The sequence below is a fragment of the Streptomyces mangrovi genome (assembly GCF_900114215.1).
GTDB lineage: Bacteria > Actinomycetota > Actinomycetes > Streptomycetales > Streptomycetaceae > Streptomyces > Streptomyces barkulensis.
This window is the reverse complement of the sequence record NZ_FOSG01000007.1, coordinates 185,660-198,284: the sequence shown is the minus strand read 5'-3', so window position 1 is coordinate 198,284 and position 12,625 is coordinate 185,660. Positions and strand designations below refer to the sequence as shown.

General features: G+C 74.1%; 11 protein-coding genes and 2 pseudogenes. 12 read left to right on the top strand and 1 reads right to left on the bottom strand.

The features are described 5' to 3' along the window. Positions 1-19: 19 nt before the first annotated feature. The 6 genes and pseudogenes from BM237_RS12540 to BM237_RS12520 form a co-directional block, all read left to right on the top strand. Positions 20-313, top strand: a pseudogene (locus tag BM237_RS12540) (GNAT family N-acetyltransferase); the annotation flags it as partial. 35 nt (positions 314-348) lie between these two features. After that, positions 349-456: pseudogene (locus tag BM237_RS29895) on the top strand (transcriptional regulator); the annotation flags it as partial. Next, positions 453-641, top strand: coding sequence for a DUF397 domain-containing protein (locus BM237_RS12535; protein ID WP_093849659.1), 189 nt, complete (start codon positions 453-455; stop codon positions 639-641). The pseudogene BM237_RS29895 and the gene BM237_RS12535, both read left to right, overlap by 4 nt. A 246-nt stretch (positions 642-887) precedes the next feature. After that, positions 888-1,775, top strand: coding sequence for an ABC transporter ATP-binding protein (locus BM237_RS12530; protein WP_425443691.1), 888 nt, complete (start codon positions 888-890; stop codon positions 1,773-1,775). Further along, a complete protein-coding gene (locus BM237_RS12525) occupies positions 1,772-2,626 on the top strand; it encodes an ABC transporter permease (protein WP_173915131.1) in 855 nt (284 codons plus the stop codon). Before BM237_RS12530 ends, BM237_RS12525 begins: the two co-directional genes overlap by 4 nt. Positions 2,627-2,825: 199 nt before the next feature. Next, the gene (locus BM237_RS12520; RefSeq protein WP_093849657.1) at positions 2,826-3,422 is read left to right on the top strand and encodes a dihydrofolate reductase family protein; all 597 of its coding nucleotides are present in this window, start codon (positions 2,826-2,828) and stop codon (positions 3,420-3,422) included. Between the two features lie 51 nt (positions 3,423-3,473). Here the strand turns inward: BM237_RS12520 and BM237_RS29890 are convergent, their stop codons facing one another. Continuing rightward, positions 3,474-3,632: a DUF397 domain-containing protein gene (locus tag BM237_RS29890; protein ID WP_425443686.1), complete on the bottom strand. Its 159-nt coding sequence runs from the start codon at positions 3,630-3,632 to the stop codon at positions 3,474-3,476. Between the two features lie 148 nt (positions 3,633-3,780). Between BM237_RS29890 and BM237_RS12510 the strand changes: the two genes are divergently transcribed. The 6 genes from BM237_RS12510 (at position 3,781) to BM237_RS12485 (ending at position 12,560) form a co-directional block, all read left to right on the top strand. Then, positions 3,781-4,029 (top strand): WhiB family transcriptional regulator, encoded by a 249-nt coding sequence (locus BM237_RS12510; RefSeq protein ID WP_093656188.1) that lies wholly within the window; start codon positions 3,781-3,783, stop codon positions 4,027-4,029. A 260-nt stretch (positions 4,030-4,289) separates the two neighbouring features. Then, on the top strand, positions 4,290-5,489 hold the full coding sequence (locus BM237_RS12505) for a DUF4132 domain-containing protein (RefSeq protein WP_093849655.1): 1,200 nt from the start codon (positions 4,290-4,292) through the stop codon (positions 5,487-5,489). 566 nt (positions 5,490-6,055) lie between these two features. After that, a complete protein-coding gene (locus tag BM237_RS12500) occupies positions 6,056-8,356 on the top strand; it encodes a hypothetical protein (protein ID WP_175540986.1) in 2,301 nt (766 codons plus the stop codon). 57 nt (positions 8,357-8,413) lie between these two features. Beyond that, complete coding sequence (gene pelF, locus BM237_RS12495; protein WP_093849654.1) at positions 8,414-9,931, top strand: GT4 family glycosyltransferase PelF; 1,518 nt, start codon at positions 8,414-8,416, stop codon at positions 9,929-9,931. Next, positions 9,928-11,451 carry a hypothetical protein gene (locus BM237_RS12490; protein WP_093849653.1) on the top strand — a complete coding sequence of 508 codons (1,524 nt, stop codon included), beginning with the start codon at positions 9,928-9,930 and terminating at the stop codon, positions 11,449-11,451. Before pelF ends, BM237_RS12490 begins: the two co-directional genes overlap by 4 nt. Positions 11,452-11,510: 59 nt before the next feature. Beyond that, on the top strand, positions 11,511-12,560 hold the full coding sequence (locus BM237_RS12485; RefSeq protein WP_093849652.1) for an SDR family NAD(P)-dependent oxidoreductase: 1,050 nt from the start codon (positions 11,511-11,513) through the stop codon (positions 12,558-12,560). Positions 12,561-12,625 lie beyond the last annotated feature (65 nt).

The following is a 12,625-nucleotide window of genomic DNA, read 5'->3' as shown; positions in this document are numbered from 1 at the left end:
CGATCTCGCATGAGGGCCCGTCGGCTTCCTGATGGCCTTCTTCGGCATCGACTTCGCCGGGGACGGCACCAACACCGACATCCGCTCGGGACTGTGGCGCCTGAACATCGCGGCCGGACAGCAGAGGCGCGGCTACGGTCCTTTCGCGGTCCGGGCAGTGGCCGCCGGGATCCGCCGCCGTGGTGGCACCCGCCTCACGGCCTGTCGGCACCCCGGCAGGGAAAGCCCCGAGGGCTTCTACCTCGGACTCGGGTTCTGGCCGACCGGAGAGATGAACGGGGACCAGCGCGTCGGCGAACTGGAACTCACCTGAGCCCTGAACCGCCGGACAGACCATACGTAGCCGGACCGAAAGACGTCAGCCTGATGCGGATGCGCTATGCCAGGATGCGTTCGCAGGCCCTGTCCCCGGCGGACTCGGTCGAACTGTTGAAGCGGATGCGAGGAGAGCTATGAGCAGCGCCGGCAACGAGCTGAACTGGTTCAAGAGCAGCCACAGCGGTTCTCAGGGAGATAGTTGCGTGGAGGTCGCCTACCGCCCCGGAGCCGTGCACATCCGCGACTCCAAGGAGGAGGACGGCCCGGTCCTCGCCGTCTCCCCGTGCGCGTGGGAGGACTTCCTGGGCCGCGCCGCTCGCTGAGGGGTGCGGCCGGGCCGTTCGGTAGGGTGCCCGTCCGGGGAGGGCCCGGACGGGCGGCCACAGCCGCACAGCGCGTCCCATGACCACGGACGTGGGCACCGTCTTCCGGCCCCGACCCGCAGAGCGGACCACGAAAGAGACGGGGGAGAGCCGATGACGGCCGACCACGCCATACCCGGACCCGTGACCGGAGCCGGAGGCAGCCCGCCGGGGAGTGACACGGTCATCGACGTACGCGACCTGCGGATGCGCTACCGCACCCAGGACGTGCTCAGGGGAGTGGAGTTCACCGCCCGCCGGGGCGAGGTCGTCGTACTGCTGGGCCCGAACGGCGCGGGCAAGACGACCACGATCGAGGTCCTGGAAGGCTTCCGGATGCGCTCGGCCGGCGACGTGACCGTCCTGGGCACCGACCCGGCCCACGGGGACGAGCGGTGGCGCGCGCGCCTGGGCATCGTCCTGCAGTCCTGGCGCGACCACGGCAAGTGGCGGGTGCGGGAGCTGCTGGAGCACCTGGGCGCCTACTACGCGCCGTACTCCACCGACCTCGTCCGGCGCCCGTGGGACACCGACGAGCTCATCGCCGCCGTCGGCCTGACCGAGCAGGCGCACAAGCGGGTCGCGACCCTGTCGGGCGGCCAGCGCAGGCGCCTGGACGTGGCCGTCGGCATCGTGGGCAGGCCCGAGCTGCTGTTCCTGGACGAGCCGACGGCCGGCCTGGACCCGGAGGCCAGGAACGAGTTCCACGGTCTGGTGCGCGGGCTCGCGGACGAGAACACCACCGTCCTGATGACCACCCACGACCTCGCCGAAGCGGAGAAGCTCGCCGACCGGATCCTCATTCTGGCCGGCGGCCGGATCGTGGCCGACGGCCCGGCCGCCGAACTGTCCCGGCAGGCGTCGGCCGAGGCCACCGTGCGCTGGACGCGGGACGGGAGGCCCTTCGAGCAGTCGACGGCCGAGCCCACCCGGTTCGTCCGCCGCCTCTTCGAGGAGCACGGCGACGCGATCGGCGGGCTGGAGGTGCGCCGGGCGAGCCTGGAGGACACCTATCTGACGATGGTGCGTGAGCTGGAGGCGGGCAGCGTCACCGGCGAGCGGGCGGCACACGCCTTCAGGGAGGCAGCGCGATGAACAACCCGGTGTGGTACGCGGCCAGGACGGGCCTGCGGCGCGGCTGGACGGAACTCAAGCAGACCTTCACCAGCGGCCAGGACGTGTTCGGGTACGTGCTCTGGACCGTCCTGCTCATCGTGCCGCTGTTCCTGGTCGGGGACGAGGCGCTGGAGGGCGCGGGCATCTCGGCGGGCGCGTTCATGCTGCCGAGCATGCTGGGGATGACGCTGGCGTTCACCGGGGTGATGACCACGGCGCAGCTGCTGGCGACCGAGCGCGAGGACGGCACGCTGCTGCGCGCCAAGGCCGTGCCCCACGGCATGGTCGGCCATCTGGTCGGCAAGGTCGTCATGGTCTCGGGCACGGCCCTGGTCTCCATGGTGCTCCCCTTCGCCGTCGGCGTGTTCATGGTCGACGGGGTCGCCCAGCGCGGCGGGGGAGCGCTGCTGACGCTGGTGTGGGTGGTGCCGCTGGGCCTCCTGGCGACCCTGCCGGCGGGCGCCGTCATCGGCTCGCTCGTCACCAGCCCGCGTACCATCGGGCTGCTGATGCTCCCGGTGATGGGGCTGGTGGTGATCTCCGGGATCTACTTCCCGCTGACGGAGCTGCCCGAGTGGCTGCAGCTCGTCGCACAGGTCTTCCCCGTCTACTGGCTCGGCCTCGGCCTGCGTGCCGCGCTGCTGCCGGACGTGGCGGTCGCCGCCGAGATCGGCGAGTCCTGGCGGTACCTGGAGACGGTGGGCGTACTGGGCGCCTGGGCGGTCGCCGGACTGCTCCTCGCACCGCCCGTCCTGCGCAGGATGGCCCGCCGTGAGTCCGGGGCCGCGATGGCCGAGCGGCACCGCAAGGCGATGCAGCGGGTCGGCTGACGAGACGCCCGGCACGCCCGGCACGCCCGGCACGCCCGGCATGCCGGGCCGACGGCCGCGCGGACGCCCGTGGGGTTCGGTGGAACGGCACCCGCGTGACCGACCCGGTGCGATGATCACCGAGCGGTCCCGCAGCCTGGCATGTCACTTGGCGCCTCTGGGCCGCACCGCGACAGCGGACCGACGGAAAGGAACCAGCGTGCGCAGACTCGTCTACTACGTCGCCATCACCCCCGATGGCTTCATCGCGGGCCCGGACGGCGCGGACCCCACCGGCCCGAACGGCTTCTGGCCCCTTGCGGAGGACTACATCCAGCACCTCGTGGCCGAGTACCCCGAGACACTGCCCGCGCAGGCCCGGCAGGCGCTCTCCGTCACAGCGGAGGGCACGCGCTTCGACACCGTGCTCGAAGGCAGGCGCAGCTACGAGATCGGCCTGGCGGCCGGGATCACCGACGCCTACCCCCACCTGCGCCATCTGGTGTTCTCCCGCAGCATGACCGAGAGCCCGGACCCGGCCGTCGAACTCGTCGCCGACGACCCGGTGGCGACGGTCCGGGAACTCAAGCGGCAGGACGGCAAGGACATCTGGCTGATCGGCGGCGCCGAACTGGCCGGCTCCCTCTACACCGAGATCGACACGTTGATCCTCAAGGTCGCTCCGCTGACCATCGGCGACGGAATCCCGATGTTCTCCCGCAAGGCCTCCTTCGACCCGCGTGCCTGGACGCTCACCGACCACACCGTCCTCGACAGCGGCGCGGTGATCCTCACCTACGCACGCGCCGCGGACTGACACGCCCGGCGGAGGGCGTGCGGGACCGAAGGCGCGGACCGCCCTCGCTGTTCAGCGCTTCGCCGCGCATGAGGAGACGAACGCGGTCCGGCCGTCGGCGGGGGAGTGGAGTACGGGGCCGCGCCGGTCCTTGGAGTCGCGGACGTGAACGGTGCCGGGGGCGGTGGCCATCTCGACGCACTCGCCGCCCTCGGAACCGGGTCCGTACACGGCACGTCGGCACGCGGACACGCCCGGTGGTGCGAACCCTGGGGCGTGCGTGTGCGGGGGTGGGAGGGTGGGAGCCGGCGGGGGCCGGTCAGCGCGCGTTGATCGGACGTTGACGAAACGTTGATCGGTGCCGGGCAGGCTTCCTGGCATGGCAATTGATTACTCCGGTCCGGTCGGGCAGCTGACCGGATGGTGGGAGCGCGCGCTGTGCGCGCAGATCGGCTCCGAGCCCTTCTTCCCGGAGCCGGGCAGAACTCCCGTGGACGCCAAGAAGATCTGTCAGTCGTGCGAGGGGCGCATCGAGTGCCTGGAGTACGCCCTCGCCAACGACGAGCGCTACGGGGTGTGGGGCGGGCTGTCGGAGGAGGAGCGGCGCAGACTCAGGCGCAGCGCCTGACGTCCGCGCGGAACGGGGGAAACGGGGGAGCGGGGGAGGCTCGGCGCGGTGTCCGACGCGTTGTGGGGGCGTGTCGGGCACCGCGCCGAGCCGTGCGGCGGCCGTTTACGGCGTCCGCGCAGGGCTGCGGGCGGGAGGCGAGTTCGTCCGCGTCCGGCGCGGGGAGGACCAAGCCCTCGCGGTACGGGGCGAGGCCGTTCGCACCCTGAACAAGAAGACCGGGGAGGGGAGTTGTCGGAAGGGCACGGCATCATGCCCGCATGAGCGAGACGATGGCGGAACCTTCCGGCGGCGTACTGGCGCCCGTCGACGCCTGGGCGCGGGCGATGCGGGAGCACCTGGCGGGTGCTCCGCCCGAGGCGGCCGAACTGGTGGCACACCTGGTGGCGTTGGAGGGTACGCGTCCCGAACAGGCCTGGAAGCGGCACACGCTCGGGCTGCTGCGGGGGCAGGCCGCGCGGGCCGCGGTGCGCGAGGGCGTACGGCTGCTCGCGCGGTGCGCTCCCGGACGGGTCCCCGTCCACTCCTCCTCCTGGGACGACAGGGGACTGGTGGGCGGGCCCAACATCGGTGCGGCCTGCGGAGTGGTGTGGGCCGCGGCGCTGACGGGTGACACGGCCCTGCTGCCCGGTCTGCTGACGGTCGGGCGGCGGACCGGCGGCGCGCTGCCGGAGTTCTCCCGCTCGGACCGGGTGATCGAGGCGCTGATCCACGCACTGGCGCAGTGGAGGGATCCGGCGGCGCTGGAGGCGCTGTGGACGCTCCACCGCGAACTGCCTCCCGGCGGGTTCTACGTCCGGCAGTTCGCCAGGGTGCTGCCCAGGGCCGCGAACCGGCTCGGGGTGCCCGAGTGGAGGCAGGCCGAGTGCACCGTTCCCGCCCATGGGCTGGGGGCCGGCGGGTCAGTGGCGTTCGGCCACCGGCTGGGGCGCGGGGCGCACTGGTTCAGGACCACGTTCTCCGCGCTGGTCACCGTCGAGGACGCGTACACCGTCAGCCTGGTCTACGCCGACGAGGAGGTGGAGAGGCACACCGTCCATCCGTTCACCGTGCCGCACGGTTTCAGGAAGCGGCACCACACCGAGAGCGTCGACTGGGTGCGGCGGTACGCCGGGAGGGTGCTGGAGACGGTGAACGGCGAACGCGAACGCCTGCGGGGCCTGTCCGGCACCGGCCGCACCTGGGCGTTCCAGGAGTGGGCCCGCCTCTACCGCGACCACCCGGTCACGGGCGCGGTCGTACGCGGCCTGGTCTGGGAGTTCGAGGAACCGGACGGCACCTGGGCCGCCGCGCGCCCGGCCGCCGCCGGGGAACTGGTGGCGGCCCGGGGGACGCCTCCCGCACCGGAAGGCGGGGCCGGTGTACGGCTGTGGAGTTCGGCAGGGACGGCGGCCGGTGAGGCGGACGCCTGGCGGAAGCACTTCGCCGGGGCGGGGGTGCGGCCGTCGTTCGAGCAGTAGGCCGGAGGGCCGCCGGGCGGCCCTCCGGCGCGTCTCCACAGGGAGCAGGCCGGGCGAACCGGAATCAATGCTCTCATCACCTCGGGAAGCGGACCGTCGGCATTCGGCCGACTTCCGGCGCCATGAATATCAAATGCGCATATGCCCTATCGGGTGGGACGCCGCATCGATATTGGTCCACCCCAATGACGATGCAGCGTGCGGCGCCGGCACCGGGCTCCCGGGCGGTATCGAGGGGGCGCACACGGACGATTGCGCTCCGGTGAATTCCGGTCACGCGAAGGCGAACGACGCCCGACGACTTGGCCCGGAGGCGTTCACACGACCCGGGGATGGCGCACCATATCGGTGGGCGTCCGAAGCGCCGGGAAGCTCCTGCCGGAGACCCGGCCGGGCCGGCCGCCCGCAGTGCCCGCCGTACGCCGTCCGGGGAGGGGAGCCCCGGGTACCGCGGCCGCACCACAAGGGGAGTCAGTCCGCGCGGACACCGGCACCGCCGGGGCGTCCGCGCGCTTCGACACCGGACGGCGCCGCAGGCACGGGCCGTCCTGGGGGGAGAACGTCCGATGAGGCATGCGATCCGTACCGCCGCGGCCTGCCTGGCCGCGGCCCTGCCGATGGTGCTCACGACGGCGCCGCCGGCCGCGGCGGAGGAACCCGCGCCCCGCGTCGACCTGCGCGTCCTGGTCGTCGACGACGGCGGACCCGCCGTCGACGCGATCACCGCGGCCCTCCACGACGCGGGTACGCCCTACACCACGGTCGACCTCGCCGACGACGACCGGCCGACCGTGGACGAGGACTTCCTCGGCGACACCGTGGACGGCCGCCCGCGCGCCAGGTACCAGGGTGTGGTACTGCCCAACGAGAACCCCTTCGGCGCCGGCTCGGCGGAGATGGCCGCACTCGCCGCGTACGAGGCGGAGTTCGGTATCCGGCAGGTGGACGCCTACACCTACGCCGGTCCCGCCGTGGGCCTGGAGCCGGCGCAGGAGACGGGTTACGCCGGCCCCCTGGACGGCGAGACGGCGCAGGTCACGGACGCGGGCAGGGACGGGCCGTTCGGCTACCTCGACGGGGCGGTGCCGTTCGAGGACAACGACCCGCGGGTGGACGAGAGTTACGGCTACCTGGCCGTGCCGCTCGCCGACCCGCCCGGGGACGCCTCCTTCACCTCGTACGTCGACGCCCCCGTCCCGGGCGGCCAGGAGCGCGGCTCGCTGGTGGGCGAGTACACCCACGACGGCCGCAGCGAACTGGTCGTCACCTTCGTCTACAACCGCCACCAGCAGCAGTACCGGCTGCTGGCCCGCGGCATCGTCGCCTGGCTCACCCAGGGCGTCCACCTGGGCGTGGACCGCAACCACTTCGCCGTCCACGTCGACGACGTGTTCGCCGCCGACGACCGCTGGCACACCGAACTGAACTGCACCCCGGGCGACGTGGACTGCGGCGGGGCCGACGACGGGCTGGAGACCGACCCGATCCGGATGACCGAGGCGGACGCCGCACACGCCGCCCAGTGGTCGGCCGACCGCGGCTTCACCCTGGACATGGCCTTCAACGGCGGCGGCAGCGACCTTCACCGCTCCGAGCACGGCTCCGATCCGCTCGCCGCCCGGATGCTCGCCGACCAGGCCTCCCACCGCTGGATCAACCACACCTACAACCACCTCTTCCTGGGCTGCGTCCAGGACGTGACCGTCGTGCCCTGGCGGTGCGCCACCGACGACGAGGGGCAGACCCGCTGGGAGAGCCGGGCCCTGATCACCACCCAGATCGACAACAACCTCTCCTGGGCCGACCGCAACGACCTGGCCGTCGACGAGCGGGAGCTGGTCACGGGCGAGCACTCCGGCCTGGTCACCCTGCCGCAGCAGCCGCGGGACAACCCCAACCTGGCCCCCTCGCTCACCACCACCGGGGTCACCTGGATCGCCTCCGACGCCTCCCGCGAGGCCGCCCAGCGCCCCCTCGGCCCCGCCCTGACCGTGCCCCGGTACCCGATGAACATCTTCTACAACGCCGGGCGCACCGCCGAGCAGGTCGACGAGTACAACTGGATCTACACCCGGCGCTCCGACGGCGGCAGCGGCCTGTGCGAGGACTCGCCGGCCACCACCACCTGCCTGGACGCCCCGCTGGACGTCTCCACCGGCTACGAGTCCCACATCGTGCCCCTGGAGGCGCGGATCGCCCTGCGCCATGTGATGGGCAACGACCCGCGCCCGCACTTCATCCACCAGTCCAACCTGGCCGAGGACCGCATCGCCTACCCGGCCCTGGACCGGATCCTGGACGACTACGCGGACCTGTTCGCCGGGAACACCCCGATGGTCAGCCTGCCGATGAGGGACATCGGACAGGAGATGCGGCAGCGCGCGGCCTGGCGCGCGGCGCTGGACGCCGGGGAGGTCACCGCCCACCGCACCGGCTCCACCGTGACCGTCGACGCCCCCGCAGGGGTGCGCGTCCCCCTCACCGCGCCGGAGGGGACCGTACAGCGACTCGACGGCCTCGACGGCCTCGACGACTCAGCCCCGGCCTTCGGCGAGCCCTACGCGGGCCTGCGCACCGGCTGGGCCGAGCCCGGCGGCGACGGGCGCACGGTCCTCGACCTGCCCGGCGCCCCGCTGGAGCCGGAGAACCCCGACAACCCCCAGGAGCCGGACGCCCCGCGGGAGCAGGACCCCCGCTGCCTTCCGGAACTGCTGAGCCTGCTGGACCTCCTCGGCCTCCTGGAGGAGGTCTGCGGACTGCTCACCCCGGACGCACAGGGATTCAGGGAACCCGCCGGGCGGACCGAGGTGCCCGCCGGAACCACGGACCCCGTGCCCTACGGCCCCGGGGACACCACCGTGCGCTGACCCGCCCGTGACACCGGACCGCTCGTTTCCCCACCCTCCTGGAGACAACGAACCGCCATGCACAGGCAGCCGGCCGGACCGTGCTTCGGCACCCCCTCGGTGACCCTGCTCACCGAGGGCACCTATCCCCACAGCCACGGCGGAGTCAGCGTGTGGTGCGACCAGTTGGTCAACGGCATGCCCGACGTGGACTTCCGCGTCATCGCCGTCACCGGCACCGGGCGCGAGCGCCCGGCCTGGCGGACGCCCGCCCACGTACGGCAGACGCACACCCTGCCGCTGTGGGGCCCGCCCCCGCCCGGCAGTGCCCCGCGCGGCCGGGAGCTGCGCCGCTTCCTCACCGCACTGGAGGACTTCCTCCTCGCCCTCCTCGACCCGCAGGCCGAGGGGCTGTTCCCCGCCGGACTCCACGCGATGGCCGGGTACGCCTCCCGGGGCGTCCTCTCGCCCGCCCTGCGCACCGAGGCCGCCGCCCGCGCCCTCGCCCGCCTGTGGAACCGGCCCCACCTGACCACCGCCGCCGCCCGGCCGACCCTGCACGACGCGCTGACCGGCGTCGACCTGCTGGAGCACGCCCTGCGCCCGCTGGCCGCGCCCCCGGTCACCGACGGGGTCGCCCACGCGGTCAGCGGCGGACTGGCCACCCTGCCGGCCCTGGTGGCCCACCATCGCCACGGCGTACCGTTCCTGCTCACCGAGCACGGCGTCTACCTGCGCGAACGCTATCTGGGCAGCCGCGCCGAGCCGTACCGCTGGCCGGTCAAGGCGCTGCTGCTGGGCCTGTACCGGCTGCTGGCCGAGGAGGGCTACCGGCGCGCCGCGCTGGTCACTCCCGGCAACCGCTACAACCGGCGCTGGGAGGAGCACGGCGGCACCCCGCCGGAGCGAATACGCACCGTCTACAACGGCGTCGACCCCACCGCGTTCCCGCCCGCCGGCCCCGAACCGGAGCAGCCGACGCTGAGCTGGGCCGGGCGCATCGACCCCATCAAGGACCTGGCCACCCTCATCCGGGCCTTCGCCCTGGTCAGGAAGGAGATCCCCGCCGCACGGCTGCGGATCTTCGGCGGCACCCCGCGCGGCGCGGAGGCGTACCGGGCGAGCATGGAGGCCCTCGCCGCCGAACTGGGGGCGGCCGGGGGCGTGACCTTCGAAGGACGCGTGGAGGACATCCGCGACGCCTACGCCGCCGGGAACGCGGTGATGCTCTCCAGCGTCAGCGAGGGCTTCCCCTTCACCCTGATCGAGGCCATGTCCTGCGGACGCGCCACCGTCTCCACGGACGTGGGCGGGGTGCGCGAGGCGGTGGGGGAGTGCGGACTGGTCGTACCGCCGCGCGACCCGGCGGCCATGGCGCGGGCCGCGCTGCGGCTGCTGAGGGACCCCGGCGAGCGGGCGCGGATGGGCGAGGGCGCCCGGCTGCGGGTGATCGAGCAGTTCACCCTCCGGCAGACCATCAGCGCCTTCCGCGACATCTACCGCGAACTCGCCTTCCCCGGCAGGGAGTCGGGCGCGCAGACGTCCGGCATGGCGCTGGCCGCGGGAGCCTGGGGAGCCTCGGGGGGCGCCCGGTGAGCGGAACGCTCAGACTCGTCCCCGGCGCGCCCCCGCCACAGGGGTCACCCGGCCGCACCGCCCCGGCCGCCCGGAGCCGGCGGCGGCCGAGCTGGGCGGCCGACCCGCTGGACGCGCTGGCCGAGGAGCTGGCCGAGGTGTGCGCCGCGGCCGTCCACCCGGACGAGATCGCGGCCCACCTGGAGTCCGAGGGCCTGACCGGCGAGCAGATCCAGCGCCGCTACGGCCGCCGCGACACCTTCGAGGCCGCCGCCGAACTGTTCGCCCGGGTCCCGCGGGCCTTCCCCGAACCCCCGCCCGCCCCCGACCCGTGGCGGGGAGACCCGGGCACCGCGCTGCTGCGCGGCCTGGTGTTCACCCTCCCCGGGCTCGGCTACGCGCTGGCCGCACCCTTCCTCACCGGGCCGCCGGACCGGCTCGGCCTCCCGGCCGGCACGGGGGCGCTGGCCGCCTCCGCGCTCGCGGCCTGGGCCTGGAACCAGGCGCTCGCCCACCGCGCGTACGCCGCCCTGGCGGCGGGCGGCCGCGCGGCGGCGGGACGGGTGCTGCGGGCGGGCGCACCGGCGGGGGCGCCCATCGCCCTGGCGGCGGCCCTGGCGACCGCGGCGCCGCTGCCCGCGCCCGGCGCGGCGCTGCTCTTCGCGGCGGGCCAGGCGGTCTACCTGGCGGCGGCCACCGTCCTGCTCGTCCTGGCCCGCGAACGGCTGCTGCTGTTCGCCCTGCTGCCCCTGGCCCTCGGCGCGGCGGCGCTGACGCTGCTGCCGCCGGAGGCCGTGCCGGAGGCGGTGCGGGCGGCGGTGCGGGCCGCCCTGCCGGCCGCCGCCGCCTGCGCGGCGGTGGCGGCGGCGGTGCGCGAGACCGTACGGGCCGCACGCGACGGTACGGGGGGCGCGGAGGAGGGAGGCGCGGCGGCGGGCGGTGCGCTCCCCGCGCGGCGGGCGTCCGTGCCCTACGGGCTCTTCGGCCTGGGCTGCGGAGTGCTGACCGCCCTGGCCGCCCTGGGCGGGACGCTGTGGCACGGCGCGGGCGCGGCGCAGGCCGGGCCGGTGGTGGTCGCCCTCTCCCTCAGCATGGGCGCGGCCGAATGGCTGCTGTACCGCTGCCGCTCCCTGGCGCTGGCCGCCCTCGCCCGCAGCACCACCGCAGCCGGTCTGCGGTGGCGGGCGGCAGGAGCCCTGGGGGTGTGCCTGGCCGGCTACCTCGCCGCCCTGGCCGCCCTCGTACTGGCCACCGCCGCGCTGTGGCCGGGCGGACCGCCCGCCGACCCCGCCCGGCTGCCGGCCGTCCTCGCCCTCGGCGCGGTGCTGTGGACCGGGCTGCTGCTCCAGGCGTTCGGCGCCGCCCGGACCCCGGCGGCGGTGACGGCGGCCGCCGCCGCGCTCTGCGCCGCCGCACCGCTGTGGCTCCACCCCGGGCCGCCCGGGCCGGACACCGTCCTGACGGCCGTCTGCGCCGCCGCCGCTCTCGTCCTGCTCGCCGCCGCCGCGACACTGCTCGGCCGGATCACCACCCACCGCTGAACCGCCCGCACCACCGCTTCACAGGCAACCGCCGACCCGGAAGGAAACGGAGCACGCCCATGACCACACCAGCATCCGCGACCACGCCCGCGACCACGCCCGGACCAGCCCCCGCACCTCGGACGGCCGCCGTCACCGGCGCGGAGGGATTCATCGGCTCACACCTGGTCGAGGCGCTCGTCGCCGCCGGCCACCGGGTGCGCGCGATGGTCCAGTACAACTCCTTCTCCTCCTTCGGCTGGCTGGAGACCCTGCCGAAGGAGGTGCTGGACGAGGTGGAGGTCGTCCTCGGCGACGTCCGCGACCCCGGCTCGGTGAACGGACTGGTCAGGGGTGCCGAGGCCGTCTACCACCTGGCCGCGCTCATCGCGATCCCGTACTCCTACCGCGCCCCGCACAGCTATGTGGAGACCAACGTCACCGGCACCCTCAACGTGCTGGAGGCGGTGCGCCACCTGGAGATCCCGCGCCTGGTGCACACCTCCACCAGCGAGACCTACGGGACCGCGCGGACGGTGCCGATCACCGAGGACCATCCGATCAACACCCAGTCCCCTTACGCCGCGTCCAAGGCGGGCGGGGACCGGCTCGCCGACAGCTACCACGCCAGTTTCGGCACCCCCGTGGTCACCCTGCGGCCCTTCAACACCTACGGGCCGCGCCAGTCGATGCGCGCCGTCATCCCTACCGTGATCGGCCAGCTCGCCGCCGGGAAGCGCACCATCACCCTGGGCGACCTGCGCCCCACCCGCGACTTCACCTATGCGGAGGACACCGCCGCCGCCTTCCTGGCCGTCGGCACCGCGCCCGCCGGGGCCGTCGTCGGACGCACCCTCAACGCCGGCACCGGCGGCGAGATATCCGTCGGCGACCTGGTGGCCCTCATCGGCAAGCTCATGGACGCCGAGGTCGAGGTCGTCCAGGACGAGAAGCGGGTGCGCCCCGCCGACTCCGAGGTGATGCGGCTGGTCTGCGACGCCGGCCGGCTGCGGGCGGCCACCGGCTGGGCGCCGGCCCACAGCCTGGAGGAAGGACTGGCCCGCACGATCGAGTTCTTCCGCGACCCGGCCAACCTCGCCCGCTACAAGACCGACCTCTACAACGTCTGACCCGCCGCGGCGTCTGCCGCGGCGCCTGCCACAGCACTCGCCGCGGAGCCGCCGCACCCGCCGCA